We start from the raw sequence: 18,742 nt of genomic DNA on the forward strand, positions 1-18,742 counted from the left end.
GGCGGCGCTGCGGCTATCCTCGGGCGGTCGCGGTCTTGCCGCCCTGTTCGAGTCCCCCATGCGTCCTTCGCTCCTGCCCCTGTCCGTGGCCCTGCTGGCCGCTTCGATCGCCGCCTGCCAACCGTCCACCCCGCCTGCGCCGGCCGCGAAGGCCCCGGCCCCGGCCGCCTCCACCGCACAGGCCGATGCGCAGTTCGCCGCGTTGTCCAAGCGCTGGCTGGACGGCTGGTTGCCGCTGAACCCCGTGGCCGCCACGCAGATCGGCGACCACCGCTTCGACAACCAGCTGGACGACCTCAGTGCCGCCGGCCGCCAGAAGGCCATCGACTTCAGCAAGAAGCTGCTGGCCGAGCTGGACGCACTGGACACCAACCACCTGTCGCGTGAGAACCAGATCGATGCGGCCATCCTGCGCAACCAGCTGCAGGCCGACATCTGGGGCACCGAAACGCTGCAGGCCTGGGCCTGGGACCCGCAGGTCTACAGTGGCGTGGCCGGCGGCGCCATCTACAACCTGATGGCGCGTGAGTTCGCGCCGATGCCGCAGCGACTGAATGCCGCGGCCGCGCGCATGGAGAAGATCCCGGCGCTGTTCCAGCAGATGCGGGAGAACCTGGACCCGACGCGGGTGCCGAAGATCCATGCCGAGACAGTCGCCAAGCAACACGCGGGCGTGCTGAGCCTGATCGACACGTTCATCACCCCCAACGCCGGCCAGCTCAAGGGCGCCGAGCGCAAGCGCCTGGATGACGCGGTGGCTACCCTGCGCAAGGCCGTGGCCGAGCAGCAGGAATGGCTGGACAAGACCCTGGTCCCGGCAGCCAAGGGCGACTTCCGCTTGGGCCAGACGCTGTACGACGAGAAGCTGAAGTTCTCGCTGAACTCGTCGCTGTCGCGCCTGGAAATCAAGCAGCGGGCCGAGACTGAGATGACCCGCGTGCGCGGCGAGATGTATGCCATCGCCCAGCAGGTGCTGAAGGACAAGCCGGGTGCGCCGGAGTTGCCGACCAAGCCCAACCCGGAGCAACAGCAGGCCGCGATCGAGGCCGCGCTGGAACTGGCCTACGCCGAGCGTCCCGCGCGCGACCAGGTCGTCGACTTTGCCAAGCAGACGCTGGCCGATGCCACCGCCTTCACCAAAGCCAAGGACCTGGTCACCGTGCCCGCGGACCCGGTGAAGATCATCCTCATGCCGGAGTTCCAGCGGGGCGTGGCGGTGGCGTATTGCGACTCGCCCGGCCCGTTGGACAAGGGCCTGGACACCTACTACGCCATCTCGCCGATCCCGGATGACTGGTCGCAGGAGCAGGTGGATTCGTTCCTGCGCGAATACAACAACCGCATGATCCACCTGCTGTCGATCCACGAGGCGATGCCGGGGCATTACCTGGAAGGCGCGCACTCGGTGCAGAACAAGTCGACCCTGCGCGCGGTGCTGCGCTCGGGCCTGTTCGCCGAAGGTTGGGCCGTCTACACCGAGGACGTGCTGGCCGACGCCGGTTACCTGGACAACGACCCGCTGTTCCGCCTGGTCCAGCTGAAGTTCTACCTGCGCACCATTTCCAACGCGATCCTGGACCAGGGCGTGCATGTGGACAACTGGACCCGCGAGCAGGCGATGGAGCTGATGACCAAGGGCGCGTTCCAGCAGGAGCGCGAGGCCGCGGGCAAGTGGGTGCGCGCGCAGCTGACCAGCGCGCAGCTGCCGACCTACTTCGTCGGTGCGCAGGAACACTTCGACATGCGCAAGGCCGTGGAGGCGAAGGAAGGTGCCAACTTCAACGCCAAGCGTTACCACGATGCCGTGCTGTCCTACGGTGCGCCGCCGGTCCGCTTCGTGCGGCAGATGCTGCTGGGCGAGGCGATCATGTAACGGGCGCGCCCGGCAAGCCTGCGTGCCGCCCCGTGACGGCCGTAGGCGGTATCTCCCCGCGCAGGCGCAACACTAACCCGCCCCCGGGGAGGGGCCTACGCCGGAACGGCCAGGATGGCCACCTCGGACGTGCTCTTGCTGTCGCTCAGCATGATCAGGCCTTCCCGCTGGGAGGCCTCCAGATCCTGCGCCACGATCCGGTCCAGCGCCTCGATATCGTCTATGGCGTCGACGCAGACCCAGCAGTTGCGCCACTTGCGCTTGCCCATGTACAGGGCCGCATCGGCCAATTGCACCAGCCGATGCCAAGAGATATCCACCTCCTCGCGGCCTTCCACGCGCGGATAGGTCACGGCGCCGATGGTGCAGGTCACGTTCAACGAGACATCGCCCGGCAGGACGAACGGCTGACTAGCGACCACGGCGTTGATGCGGTCGGCGATGCGGTGCGGCTCGCCCGCGTGGACCACGCGCGCGACCAGCAGGAACTCCTCGCCGCCCCACCGCACCAGCATGTCCGAATCGCGCGTGGCCGCCTTGATCCGGCGCGCGAATTCCACCAGTACCTGATCGCCGACCTCGTGGCCGTAGGTGTCGTTGATGCGTTTGAAGTGGTCGATGTCGAAGAGGCAGATGGCGATCGAGTGCCCCGCTCCGTCCAGCCGCGACCGCTTGACCAGATTGATCTCGCGCTCGATGTTGTGCTCGAAGTAACGGCGGTTGTGCAGGCCGGTCAGGCCGTCGTGGATGCTCATGGACAGGAACAGGCGCGCCAGCTTGCGGTTCTGCCGAAGTCGAAGCACGATCAGCAGCAGCACCAGCAGGAGGATGGCCACCGCGGCCGCCGCCAGCAAACGTTGAGTGGCGAGTTTTTCCTGCTCGGCGCGCTTGAGCGCCAGCTCCTTTTCCAGCAACTGGTCCTTGAGCTTGGACTCCAGTTGCAGGCGATTGAGCTCCGCGCGCGACGCGGCACGCACCGAACTCTGCTTCAGCTGGGGCTCCAACGTACCCACGTACAGGCGATGCAACCCCTCAAGTCCTACCAGGCGCCAGTCCGGCTGGGGAAGTTCCGCCAGGCGCTTGTAGATGTCGTGGCTGACTTCCAGCGGCGTCTGGGGCGAGAGGTTGCGGCAGGGGGCGAGGTCGGCCTGCCCATCCAGCTTCAACTTCACCAGTTGCTGGTAGCAAGCCAGGTAGGCGGTGTCCACCTCCGTGCTGGTCCGGGCGCCGTAGGACTGCCGGAGCCATTGCCGCGCCTGCGCGTTTCGATCCAGCTCCACGGCCGACAGCGCAGAAAACACCAGGGCGGATTGGCGCAGTTCCTGGTTGCGCGGATCCATCTGGCCAAACCAGCGCAGCGCTTGCTCGTAATCATGCAGGTGCAACGCATAGGCGACGCCTGCGTTGTACTGGGTCAAGGTAGTGACACTGTCGTAGAAGGCGGCCTCTTCAGGGTGCTGGGCCTTTAACGCGCGGAATCGCGCGATGGCCTCCTCCTGCAATGCGACGCCCTTCTGCACGTACTCACGGTCGCCGTGCATCACGTAGAGGGTCGCGGTATTCAACGTCACGTCGATCAAGGTGGCCGGGCGGGCCTTCTCGGCCAGCTGCAGCGCCTGCCCATAGGTCTGGAAGGCCGCCGAGATATCCCCCATCGACGACTGGGCCCAGGCGGCGGCAGACAGCACCTGCGCGGCAACGTCCACGTTGCCTGCGCTGATGGCGTCCGCGTGGACCTCCATCAAGACGCGGACTTGTCGCGCCAGATCGCTGTCATCGACGTTCGCGCAGGCAACGCGATATCGCAGATCGAATTTTTCCGGCGCGGCGAGCGTGCAGTCGGACACGACTTTCGCGTTCTCGCCGTTGACGTAATGCTCGATTGCGCGTTCGGACACCAGCCGGTACCGGCGCACCGGGTCGTTCGTGGAGGCAAGTTGACGCTGCAGCCACTCGACGCGTTCCGGGTACGACATGCCGTCGTACGCGGCAGGAAACTCGGGTTGGGCTTCCAGCGCTTTGGCGGTGACGCGCACGTCCGCGGCCGTCGCGGGTAACGCGAGCACGAGTAAAGCCCAAGCCAGCATCCCCCTGTTCATGGCTGATCCTAGGCACGGGGTTAAGCACGCGTCAATTTCGCATTAAGTAGAGGGCACGGGGAAGCGTGCCCGCCATCACACCTGTGGCCATCGAGGGGTGCGGCGACCCTTCTCAGCCGCCCTTCTGGCTGATCGCCACGCTGCCCAGGATCAATGCGCCGGCGATGCCCATGGTCAACGTCAGCGGTTCGTCCAGCAGCATCCACGCCCACGCCACCCCGAACACCGGAATCAGGTACGTCACCGTCGACGCGCGGCTGGCACCGATGCGGGCAATCAGCCGGTAGTACATGACGAAGGCCGCACCCGTGCAGACCACGCCCAGCATCGCGGCGGAGAACCACGAGGAGGCCGGGACCGGCGCCTGCGGCCACGTTGCCACCGCCAGGGGCAGCGTCAGCAGCGCCGACACCCCCAAGGTTGCCGAGGCCACGGCCGCCGGCGGCAGCCCCGTCAGGTGGCGACGCACGAGGTTGATGCCGATGCCGTACAGGAAGGCCGCGCCCGCACCGGCCGCCACGGCCCACGAAATGCTCGCGCCCGCGGCCTTGCCGCTGGCCAGCACCACCACGCCCGCGAACCCGACCAGCAATGCCATCGCGCGGCGCGTGCCGATCTTCTCGCCAAAGAACATGAAGCCCACCAGTGCGGTGAACAGCACCGTCATCGCATTCGCAATCGCGCCGACGCCCGCGGGTGCGCGCTGCGCCGCCCAAGCGAACAGCATGAACGGCACGGCCGAATTGATCGCGCCGATGATCGCCAGCTTGGGCCACAGCCGCGCGGGGAACTGCGCACGCGCCCGCCACAGGAACGGCAGCAGGACCATGGAACCCAGCGCGAGGCGCACTTCCACCAGCGGCATGGCGCCAAAGTGGGGGGCGGCCACGCGCATGAAGAGGAACGAGGCGCCCCAGATGGCGCCCAGCACCCCCAGCTCCAGCGGGGTCAGCCACGCGCGGCCCGAGGGGGTGTCGAGGGTGGGGACCGCGACGCTGTTCATGGGGAGGCTCCAATCTGGCTTTTGCCGGACACCCATTTTCCAGTCCCGCGAGCTGCGGACAAGCGCATACTTTCGGGGTCAGGCACAAATCAGATTTGAGGCTTTCATGGCACTGCGATCGGACTGGCTCCCGGCCTTGGCGGCGTTCGAATCCGCCGCCCGCCACCAGAACTTCGCGCACGCGGCGGAGGAGTTGCACCTGACCGCCAGCGCGGTCAGCCACCACGTGCGCAAACTGGAGGGCAGGCTGGGCGCTGTCCTGTTCCAACGCCACGCCCGTGGCGTCTCGCTCACCGCCGAGGGCCGCCAGTTGGCCGATGCCGCCGGCAGCGCATTGGCGGACATGGAAGAGGCCCTGCGCCAGTTGCGGACAGCGCGCCACGAAACCAACCGCGTGCGCATCACCACCCTGCATTCCTGGGCCAATACTTGGCTGCTGCCGCGACTGCCGGAGTTTGCCGCCGCCCACCCCGACGTGCGGATCAACATTGACACCGAGATCGCCCTTACCCGCTTCGACGAGGGCGGCCCCGACCTTGGCGTCCGCCACGGTGCGGGCCATTGGTCCGGACTAACCGCGCATGCGCTGATGGATGAATCGCTTTTCCCGGTGGCCTCCCCCTCCCTGGCAGGGATCGATGAGGTCACCGAACCCGCGCACATCGCGCGCCTGCCGCTGGTCGCCGACCTTGGTCGCCAAGGCTGGCCCGACTGGTTCCGCGCCGCCGGCGTGCATGGGGTGGACACCGACGCCCGCTACGTCTTCAGCGACTCCACCGATGCGCTGGAAGCCACTGCGCGCGGCCTTGGCGCCATGGTCGCGCGTGACCGCATCGCCACCCATTACCTGGCCAGCGGCCGGCTGGTCCGGCTGCCCGGCCCCGTGGTAGCCGCACGCTGGAACTACTACGTCGTCTATCCCTCGCACCGCCGGCTACGCCCCGCCGCCCGGACGTTTCTTGACTGGCTGATGGCGCTGCCCAAGGACTGAGGCGCACGCGCCGTGCGACCAAAGTCATTCCAGCTCACCGAGAACACGCGACGACCGCAACCCGCCTCACTGATAATCCCGCCATGCCCATGTCCCCTGCCGCCAAAGCCCAACTCCAGATCCACTTCTGCGTCCTGCTGTGGGGCTTCACCGCCATCCTCGGCAAGCTGATCACGCTGCCCGCCCTGCCGCTGGTGTGGTGGCGCATGGTGCTGGTGGTGGTCGCGCTGGCGCTGGTGCCGCGCGTATGGCGTGGATTGCGCGCGATGCCGGGGCGGCTGATCCTGGCCTACGCCGGCATCGGCGCGCTGGTGGCGCTGCATTGGCTCACCTTCTACGGCTCGATCAAGCTGTCCAACGCCTCGGTCGGGGCCACCTGCATGGCGCTGGCGACCGTGTTCACCGCACTGGTCGAACCGTGGCTGGCCGGCACCCGCTTCTACAAGCGGGAACTGATCCTGGGTATCGCGGTGCTGCCTGGCGTGGCGCTGGTGGTGGGTGGCGTGCCCGCGGACATGCGGCTGGGCATCGCGGTGGGTGCGCTGTCGGCGCTGTTCGTGGCGTTGTTCGGATCGCTCAACAAACGCCTGGTCGAGCATGGTGATGCGCTCACCGTCACCGCGCTGGAGCTGGGTGCGGGCGCATTGACCCTGACCCTGCTGGCGCCGCTGATGCCGGCGATCTTCCCGGCCTTTGCCGGCGATCTGTTCGTCGTGCCCTCCACCAGCGACGCGCTCTACCTGCTGGCGCTGGCAATGGCCTGCACGTTGCTGCCTTTCACCCTGTCGTTGGTGGCGCTGCGGCACATGAACGCCTTCGCCGCGCAGATGGCCGTGAACATGGAGCCGGTGTACGCCATCGTGCTGGCCATTGTGCTGCTGGGCGAGCAGCACGAGTTGACGACGCAGTTCTACGTGGGCGTGGTCATCATCCTGGCCGCTGTGTTCGCGCAACCGCTGCTCAACCGGCTGGCCAACCGCCATCCGGTGGAGCACCCGGAAGTGCTGGGGACGGCCGAGGCCAAGCACGTCGCCGACTGACGGGTTTCGTGGCAGGCTAGACACCGACATCCGCCACGCGGGCAGCCATGTACCTCGAGTATTACGGCCTCAAGGAACCGCCGTTCTCGATCACCCCCGACCCGCGCTTCGTGTTCCTCAGCGAGCGCCACCGGGACGCCTTGGCGCACCTGCTGTACGGCATCGGCCAGGGCGGCGGTGGCGGCTTCGTGCAGCTGACCGGCGAAGTCGGCACCGGCAAGACCACCGTATCACGCGTGCTGCTGGAACAGGTGCCGGAGAACGCGCGCGTCGCGCTGGTGCTCAACCCGCGCCTGAGTCCGGTGGAGTTGCTGGAAACCATCTGCGAGGAACTGCACCTCGACCTGGAGGGCCGGCGCGGCAGCGTCAAGCAGTTGGTGGACCTGCTCAACCAGTACCTGCTTGACGCGTATGCGCAGGGACTGCGTGTGGTGCTGATCATCGACGAGGCACAGAACCTGTCAGTGGATGCGCTGGAGCAGGTGCGGCTGCTCACCAACCTTGAGACGGACACGCAGAAGCTGCTGCAGATCATCCTGCTTGGCCAGCCCGAGTTGCGCACCATGCTGGCGCGCGAGGATTTGCGGCAACTCGCGCAGCGCATCACGGCGCGCTTCCACCTGACACCGCTCAGCACCGCCGAGACCGACGCCTACCTCCGGCATCGCTACAAGGTGGCCGGCGGTCAGCGCTTTCCGTTTACCGAGACAGCGACCCGCCGCATCCACACCTGGTCGCGCGGCGTGCCGCGGTTGACCAACGTCATCGCCGAACGCGCATTGCTGGCCGGCTATGCGCATGACGAAAGCATGATCGGGCCGAAGTGGGTGGATGCCGCCGCCCATGAGGCGTTGGCGCCGCCGTCGTCACGCGCTCGGCGCACGCCCATTGCCCTGGCGGCTGGCGTGGCTGTGCTGGCGTTGGCCACCGCCGCCTGGCTGTGGCCACGTGCACAGCCGGCCACTGCGACCGAGCCGACTGCGGGCGCCACGCTGCGACCACCCATGCCGGCCACCGCGGCCGGTGCCGTCGCGGGAAACGTCGCCAGCCAAGGTGACGATCGCGCTGCCAATGGCGCGTCCACCCGTGACGGCAACGCCGCCGTGGACGACAGCGCCCGAGTCGTACCGCACCTGGACGCCGCGGGCCTGGGGCCGGCGATCGCCGCGGCAGCGCGTTCACCCACCCTGCCGTGGCAAGAGTTGCTCAAAACCTGGTCGCTGCCCGCGACCGATGCCGACGCCGCCGCGGTCGCGACCTGCCCGCCCCGATGGGCGGATGACCTGCACTGCCTGCAGGGCCACGCACGGCTGGATGCGCTGCTGGCACTGGGTCGGCCTGTACTGCTCAAACTGCGCAGCCCCGACCACGACGCCTGGGCATTGCTCGAGGGTGCGGACGCCATACGACTGCGCGTGCAGTTGGGTGGACGCCGGATCCATGTCGACCGCCTGTTACTGGACCAGGTGTGGCAAGGGCAGTACGCCGCATTCTGGCGTGCCCCGCCTGCGGTGCAGCCGCCCTTCACTGCGGGCCAGTACGGTCCCGCGATCGACTGGATCCACGCTCGGCTACAACCGGCCTATTCCGGACCCAAGGTGCTCGATCCGGCCATGGCCGCTGCCATCCGTCGTTTCCAGGCCGCCCGGGGCATCGCCACCGATGGCGTGATCGGGCCGGAAACCCTGATGGCCCTGGCCGCGCGCGATCCCGGCCCGCAACTGCGCACGGTGCTGGAGTAAGCGATGTCACTGATCCTCGACGCGCTGCGTAAATCCGAAGCCGAGCGCCGCCAGGCGCAGGCCGCCGACGATGCCTTGGCCCACCTGCCGCGCCTGCCTCCCTCGGCACGGACCGGCATCCCGGCGTGGGTGTGGCCCTGCGTGGCCTTCGCGGTGCTGGCCTCGGCCGCAGCGGCTTGGCTGTTGTTGACGCAACCCACACCGACGAAAATTCCCGACAGTGACAGCGCCACTTCAGTGACGCCGGCGCCGCCAACGACGGCGAAGTTGGATGAGGGCTTGGCCGGACCAGTGCCGAACCCGCAACCGATCACTATCGCGCCTGCAGTGCCCCCAGCTGGCGATCAGGCCGCGGCGACGGCGGTGCAGGCCGCGGCTCGGGCTACCCCTTCAGCATCATCCTCCACTACCGCCGCCGCGGGGCCCACGACAGCGCAGGCGCCAGTGCCAGTGGCCGCTCCTGCCTCGCCGCCCAATGCCGTCGCGGTGACTGCCGCTCCGCCTCCTGTGACCTCTCCGGAAGCCAGCGAGCCACCCGCCAGTCCAACAGCAAGCGCGTCCACCGGGACACCGACTGCTGGAGCCACGCCCTCGTTGCCTGGCCTGCCCACGCGCTCCGCCACGGGCAATGGCGTTCTGCGTCTTTCCGACCTGGGCACCGCCGACCGGCAACAACTGCCTGCGCTGAAAATGAGCATGCACATGTGGGGCCCCGACAGCAGCAAGCGCTTTGCGATCATCGATGGCAACCGCGTGGGGGAAGGCGACCGCATCGGCGAGTCGGTGGTCGAGCGCATCGACCAGGACGGCGTGGTGCTGGCGTGGAAAGGCCTTCGCCTGCGCGTACCGGTACGCTGAGGCCCGGGGAACACCACAGCGCGACAACCCTCATACTCACCACCACTCACCAGGGGACTCAATGCCATGAATCCAAACACCCAGGCCGATTTCGGCAAGCTCATCCTGCGCGTTGCCGTCGGTGTCCTGATCCTGCTGCACGGCATCGCCAAGCTGAAAGGCGGCGTGTCGGGCATCGTCGGCATGGTCGAAGCACAGGGCCTGCCCGGCTGGATTGGCTATGGTGTGCTGGTGGGCGAAGTGCTGGCGCCGGTGATGGTGTTGATCGGCGCCTACGCGCGCATCGGCGGCATCATCATCGCGATCAACATGCTGGTGGCGATCTGGCTGGCGCACATGGGCCAGATGGGCCAACTGAACGAACAGGGTGGCTGGGCGCTGGAGCTGCAGGGCATGTTCCTTGCCGGCTCATTGGCGGTGGCGCTGCTTGGCCCGGGAAGCTACAGCGCAAACAACAAGTAAGCGTCTTCCCACCGCGCGGTGCCGGCGCCACGGCACCGCACGATGGCCGCCCCAACTGGAGCGAGTCATGGACAAGCCACGCTACGCCTCGATGCGCGAGTTCTATCCGTTCTACCTGTCTCAGCATCGCGATCCGACCTGCCGTCGCCTGCATTTCGTCGGCACATCGATCGCGTTGGCCTTGATCGTGTTGGCACTGGCCACCGGGCGCTGGCACTGGCTGCTGGTGGCACTGGTACAGGGCTACGCCTGGGCCTGGATCGGTCACTACTTCTTCGAGCACAACCGGCCCGCCACCTTCAGCCATCCGTTCTACAGTTTCCTGGGAGACTGGCGGATGTGGTTCGACATGCTGACCGGCCGGCTGCGGGGCCGCTGACCTGATGCCAGTGCTTCCGATGCCCGCGGTGTTGGCCGCGATCGCGCTGGTCGTGGGCGCCGCCGTCGGCAAATGGGCCCAGCACCGCAAGCCCTCGGAAAGTACCAGCCCGGTATCGCCTTTGCTGGACATGGCATTCGCGGCCCTCGTGGCTGCGCGGCTGGCGTTCGTCGTGCAGTGGTGGCCGCAGTACCGTGCTGACCCGTGGTCGATCCTGCGACTGGGGGATGGCGGGTACGCGGCGTGGGCCGCCGCGCCGGCCGCCCTGGCTGTAGCGGTGTACGCGGTGCGCCGCAAACCAACACTGCGCACGCCCCTGCTGGCGGCAAGCGTCGCCGCGCTGCTGGTGTTCCTCACCCTGATGGGCGTGAGGGCGTGGCTCGCCCCGGCCCCACGGCCGCTACCCGTCATCACCCTGCACACGGTCGAAGGGGTACCGCTGTCGCTGTCGGCGTTTCGTGGCCGTCCGGTGGTGATCAACCTGTGGGCCACCTGGTGCCCGCCCTGCCGACGGGAAATGCCTACGTTGGCGCAGGCGCAGCGCGAACATGCGGGCGTGCACTTCGTGTTCGCCAACCAGGGCGAGAGCCGCGAAGAGGTCAGCCTCATGCTGAGCGGTGCGGACCTGTCGCTGCGCAACGTCCTGCTCGATCCCCAATCGCTGCTCTCCACCGAACTGGGTGCGCGTGCGCTGCCAACCACGGCGTTCTACGACGCGGACGGGCGGCTCACCGAAGTCCACATGGGGGAACTGACCCGCGCCACGCTGGCGGACAAACTCGAGGCGCTGAGGGGCCAATCGCCCCTGAACTAGGCGGTACGCCCTGCCTGCAGACGCTCCGCCAGGCCCGCGAGAATGGCCTGCACGGCCTCCAGCGAAACCGGCTTGGTGAGGTGCCCATCAAAGCCGGCCTCGTGGGTGGCCTCGCGGTCTTCGGGCAGGCCGTAGCCCGTCACGGCCACCAGCTCCGTGCTGAGCTCCGCCTCCCGCAACGCGCGTGCCACCTCCAGCCCCGTGAGTCCCGGCAGGCCCAAGTCGAGGAAGGCCAGGTCTGGCCGCTCGCGACGGATCAGTTGCAGCCCGCCCTCGCCATCAAACGCAACCGAACAGTCATGCCCAAGATGACTGATCAGCATCTGCAAGGTATTGGCGGCGTCGCGGTTGTCGTCGACCACCACCACCTTCAACCGACTGCGGCTGGGTGCGTCTTCGGCCACAGGCGCCGCCCGCGCGGCCTCTGTAGCGTCGACCGACAACAGTGGCAGGCGGATCACGATTTCGGTCCCCAGCCCCGGCTGTCCCACGCTGAACGCACTGACCTTGCCGCCGTGGCACTGCACCAGTTGCTGCACCAGACTCAGGCCCAGCCCCAGGCCGCACTGCCGGTTCTGCGGGTTGTCGTCGCCCTGCACGAACAAGTTGAACACGTCCTGCAGCTTGGACGGGGGAATGCCCGGGCCGTTGTCGGCAATGGCGACTTCCACCTCGTCGCCCACACGCGACATGCGCACCTTGATGGTGCCGCGCTCCGGGGTGAACTTGGCGGCGTTGTTGAGCACGTTGTTGAACACCTGCACCAGCCGTGCGGGGTCCCCCGACACGCGCAGGCCGGGCTCGTCCACGTCAAAGCGCAGCTGGTGCTGCTTGGCGCGCATCAGCGGTCCGGCGGCCTCCAGCGCATCGCTCAGCACTTCACGCACACACACCGGCGCGCGCTGCAAGGTGATCTTGCCGCTCGTGATGCGCCCCACATCCAGCAGGTCGTCCACCAGCCGGGTCATCTGGCGCAACTGGCGGTCCATCACGTCTGCCGCCATGCGTGAGGTGTCCGAGGCCGAGGTGTCCATCTTCAACAGCGCTACCGCATTGGCCATGGGCGCCAGGGGATTCCGCAACTCGTGGCCCAGCATGGCCAGGAAGGTGCTGATGCGCCGGCCCTCGTCTTCCAGCGTCTCGATGCGCTGGCGCTCGGTCAAGTCGCGGGTGACCTTGGCAAAACCGATGTGCCGGCCTTGCGTGTCGTACACCGCCGAGATCACCACGCTGGCCCAGAAGCGAGAGCCGTCCTTGCGGATGCGCCAGCCCACGTCCTCGAACCGGCCGTCGCGCAGCGCATTACGCAGTTCCTCGTCGGGCCACCCGCTCTTGACCTTGTCCTCGGGGTAGAAGATCGAGAAGTGCTTGCCGAGGATCTCGTGCGCTTCGTAGCCTTTGTTCTTGGCTGCGCCACGGTTCCAGCTTGCCACCGTGCCATCCGGGTTGAGCATGAAGATCGCGTAGTCCTGCACGCTTTCCACCAGCAACCGGTAGTAGTCCAGGCCCTCCGCAGCAGGCGTTGCATTGCTCAGCTGTTGTTGCATCCCCTGACATCCCGCGACACTTGATTGTTCATGGTCATCCACGGCGCGTGAAGATGCGGTTACGTGGCGTGCCCGGCGTTGGGTGGGCGACCGACGCGGCCATAGCGCGTCCCGCGCGGTGGCCATCGTGCTGGTGTGGATCGGGGCAGTGGCGTTGCTGGGATGGTGGGCGTGGACCGCGTGGTAACCAGAACTTCACGCCCCTGCGTTAGGGTGGAAAACCCACGCCGGAGTCGCGCCATGGCCCGTCGCAAGCACCCATCGCAACGCCTCGCCCGGCAGATGACCGAGCTCGCATTCGCCGCGCCACAGGTGGTCGCGCAGCGCACTTCGCGCATGGCCGTCGCGGGCACCCTGCCCACCGGTCGTGATCATGCCGAGTTCGTCCGCATGGGCACCGAGAAAATGCACGCCTTCTACCAATCCTGGTCCGCCATGTGGATGGCCGCGTGGATGGCGCCGTTCGAACTGGCCAAGGCGACGACACTCGCCCCCGCGTCGGCCTTCGCACTGGCATCTCGCTCGGCCATGGGCGTGATGTCGGCAGGCCTCGCGCCGGTGCACAGGAAGGCAGTCGCCAATGCCAAGCGCCTCTCGCGTTAGCGCAAGCGCTAGGTAACCATGCCGCCGGCCTTGCGCACCCTCGTCCGCCGCCGCTGCGCGCGCAGAAACCGCAGTGTCGCCGCTTCCCATTGCCGCGGCCCCGTTGCGCCGCGCGCCGCGTTCGCCAGCCGTCCCTCGCGCCATGCCTGGAAGAGCATCGGATCAATGTAGGACTTGCGACAGACGCTCCGGGTATTGCCCAGCACTTCGGCCACTTGCTCGACGATTCTCGCCTCCAGCGCGGCAATCGCGCGCTCCGACCCGGGCGTTCCATCCTTCTTGGTTGGCAATGGCGTCAATGCCAATGCGCGGAAGGCCATGGCGGTGGCGCCCCACGTGCGAAAGTCCTTCGCCGAGAAATCGCTGCCCATGGTCGCGCGCAGCCACTCGTTTACGTCCGTGGAGTTGATGGGCTGGCATCGCCCTTCCTCGTCCAGATACTGGAACAACGGTTGCCCGGGCAGTTGCTGGCATCGGCGCACCATCCGCGTCAGGCGCGCGTCGGTCAGCAGCACCTCGTGCTGCTTGCCGGACTTGCCGCGGAACTCGAACCGCAGGTGGCCACCGCGCACGGCCTGCACATGGCGGTTGCGCAGCGTGGTGAGCCCGTAGGACCGGTTTCCGGCGGCGTACTCAGGGTTGCCGATGCGGATCAGGGTGGAGCCCATCACCGCCACCACCATGGCCACCACTTTCTCCTTGGGAAAGCCCGGATTGGCCAGGCTCCTGCGCAGGGCCCGGCGCAACGCGGGCAGCGCGGCCCCAAAGGCAATGCTGCGCGCATGCTTGTCCTCGTGGCGAACGCGCACCCATTCCGGGTGGTAGCGGTACTGCTTGCGGCCTCGCGCGTCACGACCGGTGGCCTGCACGTGGCCATGGGCGATCGCGCAGATCCACACCTCGCGCCATGCCGGCGGGATAGCCAAAGCCCGAATACGATCGAGCGTGGGCCTGTCCCGCACGCGTTGTCCGTCGGCGTCCACGTACTGCGGTCGCGTGGGCGCACCGCGCCGCCGGATGCCCGGCATGGTGTCGTCCACATAACGCAATCCCGCCACGCGCGCAGCGGTATCCGCGGGTAACGCGCAAGCACGGCCGGGCATGTCGCACCTTCATGGGAGAAGGCCCCCGACACTAGGTGGAACCAGGTGAGCGGCACGTCGCGAGCATCGCGCGGGCACCTCCCCAGCCGCGTCCTTTGACCGCACAATCTCTCGCTGGTCCCCCTTGGACGACAACGTGACCCTGCCCGTCGCACTCGACGCTTTTACTACGCCTGCACGCACCACGCCCTCGGTCTATCCCGCGGTCTTCCACCCGCGCACGCACGGTCGGACCAAGCACCCGCTCGGTGATCTGTTCGGCCTGTCCAACTTCGGCGTGAACCTGGTCCGGCTGGCACCGGGCGCGGGGTCTGCGCTGCGGCATGCCCATGCGCGCCAGGATGAGTTCGTGTTCGTCCTGCAGGGCCACCCCACCCTGCACACCGACGAAGGCGCGACGCGCCTGGGTCCCGGTCAGTGCGCCGGGTTCCGCGCAGGCACGGGCAACGGCCACCGCTTGAGCAACGACACCGCCGACGAGGTGGTGTACCTGGAGGTCGGGGATCGCAGTCCCGGAGATGCGGTCACCTACCCGGACGACGACCTGAAGGCTGAGTGGGTCGATGGCCGCTGGTCCTTCGCGCACACGGACGGCACGCCCTACTGAGCCGAGCCCGGCCCATGACCGCCTTCAACACCACCTGCGCCCGCCCGGGACGCCCCGTGGCCGCGGGCTCACGCACCATCTACCGCGGCCACGTGGCCGGGTTCAGCAACTTACGAAAACCCTCGGCTTGGGACTACCATCAAGCCGACTGCACCCATGCCGTGTTGCCCGGCGCCATGTACGCCAAGCAACACCATCACTGAAGGGCGGTTGCGCTGTCCGGCCCCATCCCAACCGATTGGTAAAAGATGAGCCACTCCACCCCCGAGATCGTTCCGCCTGCGGAGTCCCCTGCCAAGGACGCTGCCGAGCCGCCTACCGGCGCGTTGCGCAGGCAGGTCTTCGGGTTGCTCGTCGGCGCGGTGTTCGCCCCCGCCCTCGTCCTCGCGGTGCTGCAGGTCTATTTCGAATACCGCCAAGTGGAGCGGCAGCAGCATGACCGGCTGCGCCTTGCCGTCAGACTGACTGCCACCTCCATCGACCAGTTCGTCCAGACGCACGCGTCCGCCATTGGTCTGGCCGCGAACACGGCCTCCACCTACGGTGCAGCGCCGGACCTGCCCGGCATTCGAAGCCTGTTCCCGGCTTTCCTTACCGCCCTGACCGCCGACAGCACCGGCAGGATCACGGCCGTGGAACCCGCCTACCGCGCCCCGGGCGGTATCGGACGCACCGTCGCGGACCGGGATTACTTCCGGGTACCTGCGACGGTCAACCGCCCTTATGTTTCCAATGGGTTTGTGGGGCGCGGCCTCGGCTCGGACCCGCTGGTGGCCGTGTCCGCCCCCATTCTTTCCCAAGGCGAGTTCCGCGGGATTGTCGAGGGATCGATCAAGGTGGATGAGTTCACCGCGCTTCGATCCAGCGCATTGCGTTCACGCGGTCAGGAAATGCTGGTAATCGACCGCGAAGAACGGGTGATCTACGCCAGTGCGGGACTGCCCTTCAAGTTCCAGCAATCCGTTGCCAATGCATCCTTCCTTGAAGGTGTGGAACACGAAGGCGCCAGTCGGGCAGTTCTGGACAAGGCGTCCATTCCGACTGGCAGCGCCTGGGTTTCGTGGGCGCGGTTGCATTCCGGTTGGCGCGTGGTCGTCTTCGAGCCTCGTCGGGAGGCGCTGGCGGGGATCTGGCGCCACGCCGCACAAACGGCGGCGGTGCTCCTGCTGGTCACGTTGCTGGTGATGATCGTGGCGCATCTGCAGATCCGGAACATCGCGCGGGCTGCGAATGCCACGCTGGACAACCTGCGCGCTATTGCGGCCGGAGAGCGCCGACCCGGGGCACCCTTGAACGATGTGCCCGCGGAACTGAAGCCCGTCGCCGAGCAGGTCGTGCAATTGGCGGAACGGCTGAAACAAGCCAATGCGGATCTGTCTGACGCGTTGGCCAGCGAGGCCGTCCTGACGGCCAACCTCAAGCATACCAACGAGCAACTCGAACAGACCGTGCAGCAACGCACCGCGGAACTGGAAGCCGCCAATGGCGAGCTCAAGCTGCTGAGCCAGACCGACGCGTTGACCGGCGCCCTCAATGTCCGCGGCTTGGACGCGTGCTACGCCGAGGCAACCGATGCCGGGGGCCGCCTTCGCTACCCTGTCGCCATCGTCATGTTCGACGTGGATTTCTTCAAGGCCTTCAACGATCGCTACGGACACCCCGCCGGAGACCAGGTGCTCAGGCGGGTCGCGGCCATCGCCCTGGCTGCGTTGCGTGGCGAACATGATCGGCTGGCCCGTGTCGGCGGCGAGGAGTTCCTGCTTTTCCTGCCCCACACTCCCGCCAGCGCAGCCATACAGATCGCGGAGCGGGTCCGGCAGGACCTGTACGAATTGGGCATGCCCCATGCCGATGCGACGGATGCTCGGGTCACGGTCAGCCTCGGCGTCGCCAGAGGTGAGGAAGGCGAACGTCTGGACCGCTTGCTTCAGCGCGCCGACGAGGCGCTCTATGCGGCGAAGGAAAACGGGCGCAACTGCTGGGCCGAGTGGGAGCCCAGGCTGGCCTAGCGCCGGCGGCGGCATCCACCGCCGTCCTCAGCGCTTGGCTCGCTGCTCCTTTTCCAACTTGTTCAGCGCAAGGCGCAAGCCTTCATCGCTGCCCAAGGCCACGTCGTAAAGACGCTTCCCTGCAATTTCGGCCGCGGCAACCCAATCGTGCCTGGCAGCCCCCAGAACGAAATCAGCGGCGCGATTGAGCGTCTTGTAACGAAGCCCATAAGCCTCGCGTGCGTGGTGGCGAAGAAAAGCATCGGCCACCCGAGGCGAGGCCTCGGTCACCTCTGCTTCTGGAATGGTCGCCAGTACCTCGCCGGGGTGAAGCTCCTTCGCAATGGTCATCAGCAACTGGGCTGTATCGATGTCCAGCCGTTGCCGCTCCTCACGCGAGCGCTGGCGGTCTCCTGGATTCAGCAGGTCACTCGCGCGGTTCTGGCAGGCCTGCCACAGTTCGCGCATTGACTGATCCAGGTACGGGTTCACGAATCTGTCCATGGAGCGGAAATTAGGGTCGCTTCCGTGAAGGCATCGGCACGAATGAAGCATCATTCTCGAGCTGTACCGAGTCTGTTCAGCGGCGCTTTATGCACCTCACCTGATCGATACCGCAATGACCGCGACACCACCATGATGACTCCAGGTTATTGAGCGGAAGCACAGCGCCCAGACTTATTCCTTGCGCGGCACCGGCACGACCCAGCGACGCTTTGGCGAGCGGATGCGCTTTAGCAGTGTGAGATGCCAAATCATTGCGGTAAGGCAGAAGACCCCAAAATCGTTGAGCGCTGCAGACGTCCCTACGTGTCGGGGTGGCTCGCGGAATAGGCACTGGGGCACGAGCACCAACCGAAGAAAAAAGGCGCGGAGTTCGCGCCTTTTTTCTCAGTGCAAGTCAGCGATTGCGCTCGTTGTCGTGGCGCGGCGCATCTTTGCGGGTGCGGTCCTGATCCTGTTCACGCTCGCTCGCTTGGCGCTGGCTGTCCTCGTTGCGACCCATGCCCTGCTGGCCGCGGTGCTCGTCCTTCTTCTGATTCTGGTTCTGGTTCGTGTTGTGAGTCGGCATTGCAGAAACCTCGTTTCAATTGCGCAGCGTTTGACTGCGGTCGCAGAGTGCAACCTACGGCATTCGAACCACGCGAAAGAATCGTAGGTTCTGCGTGATCGATTGCGCGTTCAGATAGCGAAGCTGAAGCCATGTTCACGGACACGCTGCCGCGCAAGCGTAGACTCGGCCCGGCCATGAAGATCGGCGTTTACCGTAATCCGACGTTGCGCGGCCCGCTTGTCCTGGTCTCGCTGTGCATGCGCCCGAGCATTCAGATCGAGCGCGTGATGGGACCATTGCTGATGCTAGGCGTCGTTGAGTCCGACGCCCCTGGCCGTGGGTTCGCGTGGTCGGTTCCGCTTGCAGCGCTGGGCACCGACATGCACGCCATCGTCGCCAATGCTGGCCAAATCACATGCCTGCTGCGGAACATCGATTCACGCGCCAGCGCCAGCGGCGCAATCATGCCCCAGGCAGCCGCCGATCGAACCCCGGACATCGTCGAATCAGAGTAAGCCCCGCACCGCGCCGGCCTCTTCGGGTTGAGCCGGCATGCCGTACGAAAGTATATTTGCGACC

Annotated in this window: 19 protein-coding genes; 13 read left to right on the forward strand and 6 right to left on the reverse strand. The window is 66.9% G+C overall.

Annotated features, from left to right (window positions below; genetic code table 11):
* Positions 1-58: 58 nt before the first annotated feature.
* On the forward strand, positions 59-1,873 hold the full coding sequence (locus tag ACYVBS_RS01045) for a DUF885 domain-containing protein (protein ID WP_460821233.1): 1,815 nt from the start codon (positions 59-61) through the stop codon (positions 1,871-1,873).
* A 95-nt stretch (positions 1,874-1,968) separates the two neighbouring features.
* Here the strand turns inward: ACYVBS_RS01045 and ACYVBS_RS01050 are convergent, their stop codons facing one another.
* Positions 1,969-3,972, reverse strand: a complete 2,004-nt coding sequence (locus ACYVBS_RS01050) for a diguanylate cyclase (protein ID WP_460821234.1) — start codon at positions 3,970-3,972, stop codon at positions 1,969-1,971.
* Positions 3,973-4,084: 112 nt separating this feature from the next.
* Complete coding sequence (locus ACYVBS_RS01055) at positions 4,085-4,975, reverse strand: DMT family transporter (protein WP_460821235.1); 891 nt, start codon at positions 4,973-4,975, stop codon at positions 4,085-4,087.
* 106 nt (positions 4,976-5,081) lie between these two features.
* On the opposite strand from ACYVBS_RS01055, the gene ACYVBS_RS01060 reads away from it, so the two are divergent.
* The 7 genes from ACYVBS_RS01060 (at position 5,082) to ACYVBS_RS01090 (ending at position 11,261) form a co-directional block, all read left to right on the forward strand.
* Entirely contained in the window at positions 5,082-5,966 is an 885-nt protein-coding gene (locus tag ACYVBS_RS01060) for a LysR substrate-binding domain-containing protein (protein WP_460821237.1), read from the forward strand.
* A gap of 83 nt (positions 5,967-6,049) precedes the next feature.
* On the forward strand, positions 6,050-7,006 hold the full coding sequence (locus ACYVBS_RS01065) for a DMT family transporter (protein WP_460821239.1): 957 nt from the start codon (positions 6,050-6,052) through the stop codon (positions 7,004-7,006).
* A gap of 47 nt (positions 7,007-7,053) precedes the next feature.
* Positions 7,054-8,748, forward strand: a complete 1,695-nt coding sequence (locus ACYVBS_RS01070) for an ExeA family protein (protein ID WP_460821240.1) — start codon at positions 7,054-7,056, stop codon at positions 8,746-8,748.
* A gap of 3 nt (positions 8,749-8,751) precedes the next feature.
* On the forward strand, positions 8,752-9,606 hold the full coding sequence (locus ACYVBS_RS01075) for a general secretion pathway protein GspB (RefSeq protein ID WP_460821241.1): 855 nt from the start codon (positions 8,752-8,754) through the stop codon (positions 9,604-9,606).
* A 66-nt stretch (positions 9,607-9,672) separates the two neighbouring features.
* Positions 9,673-10,068: a DoxX family protein gene (locus ACYVBS_RS01080; RefSeq protein ID WP_460821242.1), complete on the forward strand. Its 396-nt coding sequence runs from the start codon at positions 9,673-9,675 to the stop codon at positions 10,066-10,068.
* A gap of 67 nt (positions 10,069-10,135) precedes the next feature.
* Positions 10,136-10,447, forward strand: coding sequence for an Mpo1-like protein (locus ACYVBS_RS01085; protein ID WP_460821243.1), 312 nt, complete (start codon positions 10,136-10,138; stop codon positions 10,445-10,447).
* A gap of 4 nt (positions 10,448-10,451) precedes the next feature.
* Positions 10,452-11,261: a TlpA family protein disulfide reductase gene (locus ACYVBS_RS01090; RefSeq protein ID WP_460821245.1), complete on the forward strand. Its 810-nt coding sequence runs from the start codon at positions 10,452-10,454 to the stop codon at positions 11,259-11,261.
* On the opposite strand, the gene ACYVBS_RS01095 is transcribed toward ACYVBS_RS01090, so the two are convergent.
* Complete coding sequence (locus tag ACYVBS_RS01095; RefSeq protein WP_460821246.1) at positions 11,258-12,808, reverse strand: hybrid sensor histidine kinase/response regulator; 1,551 nt, start codon at positions 12,806-12,808, stop codon at positions 11,258-11,260. The genes ACYVBS_RS01090 and ACYVBS_RS01095 overlap by 4 nt on opposite strands.
* A gap of 240 nt (positions 12,809-13,048) precedes the next feature.
* Here ACYVBS_RS01095 and ACYVBS_RS01100 point away from each other — a divergent pair, with 240 nt between their 5' ends.
* Positions 13,049-13,411: a hypothetical protein gene (locus ACYVBS_RS01100; protein ID WP_460821247.1), complete on the forward strand. Its 363-nt coding sequence runs from the start codon at positions 13,049-13,051 to the stop codon at positions 13,409-13,411.
* Between the two features lie 8 nt (positions 13,412-13,419).
* On the opposite strand, the gene ACYVBS_RS01105 is transcribed toward ACYVBS_RS01100, so the two are convergent.
* Complete coding sequence (locus ACYVBS_RS01105; RefSeq protein ID WP_460821248.1) at positions 13,420-14,514, reverse strand: DNA topoisomerase IB; 1,095 nt, start codon at positions 14,512-14,514, stop codon at positions 13,420-13,422.
* 136 nt (positions 14,515-14,650) lie between these two features.
* Between ACYVBS_RS01105 and ACYVBS_RS01110 the strand changes: the two genes are divergently transcribed.
* The 3 genes from ACYVBS_RS01110 to ACYVBS_RS01120 are packed head-to-tail and all read left to right on the forward strand — an operon-like array spanning position 14,651 to position 17,130.
* The gene (locus ACYVBS_RS01110; protein ID WP_460821249.1) at positions 14,651-15,121 is read left to right on the forward strand and encodes a cupin domain-containing protein; all 471 of its coding nucleotides are present in this window, start codon (positions 14,651-14,653) and stop codon (positions 15,119-15,121) included.
* A 14-nt stretch (positions 15,122-15,135) separates the two neighbouring features.
* A complete protein-coding gene (locus ACYVBS_RS01115; protein ID WP_460821250.1) occupies positions 15,136-15,324 on the forward strand; it encodes a hypothetical protein in 189 nt (62 codons plus the stop codon).
* A gap of 45 nt (positions 15,325-15,369) precedes the next feature.
* Positions 15,370-17,130 carry a sensor domain-containing diguanylate cyclase gene (locus tag ACYVBS_RS01120; RefSeq protein ID WP_460821251.1) on the forward strand — a complete coding sequence of 587 codons (1,761 nt, stop codon included), beginning with the start codon at positions 15,370-15,372 and terminating at the stop codon, positions 17,128-17,130.
* A gap of 27 nt (positions 17,131-17,157) precedes the next feature.
* Here ACYVBS_RS01120 and ACYVBS_RS01125 read toward each other — a convergent pair whose 3' ends face one another.
* Both ACYVBS_RS01125 and ACYVBS_RS01130 read right to left on the reverse strand, forming a co-directional pair.
* Positions 17,158-17,601, reverse strand: a complete 444-nt coding sequence (locus ACYVBS_RS01125) for a hypothetical protein (RefSeq protein WP_460821252.1) — start codon at positions 17,599-17,601, stop codon at positions 17,158-17,160.
* Between the two features lie 409 nt (positions 17,602-18,010).
* Positions 18,011-18,181, reverse strand: a complete 171-nt coding sequence (locus ACYVBS_RS01130; protein ID WP_460821253.1) for a hypothetical protein — start codon at positions 18,179-18,181, stop codon at positions 18,011-18,013.
* 131 nt (positions 18,182-18,312) lie between these two features.
* Between ACYVBS_RS01130 and ACYVBS_RS01135 the strand changes: the two genes are divergently transcribed.
* Complete coding sequence (locus tag ACYVBS_RS01135) at positions 18,313-18,678, forward strand: hypothetical protein (protein ID WP_460821254.1); 366 nt, start codon at positions 18,313-18,315, stop codon at positions 18,676-18,678.
* Positions 18,679-18,742 lie beyond the last annotated feature (64 nt).

The sequence above is a fragment of the Lysobacter olei genome (genome assembly GCF_054777355.1).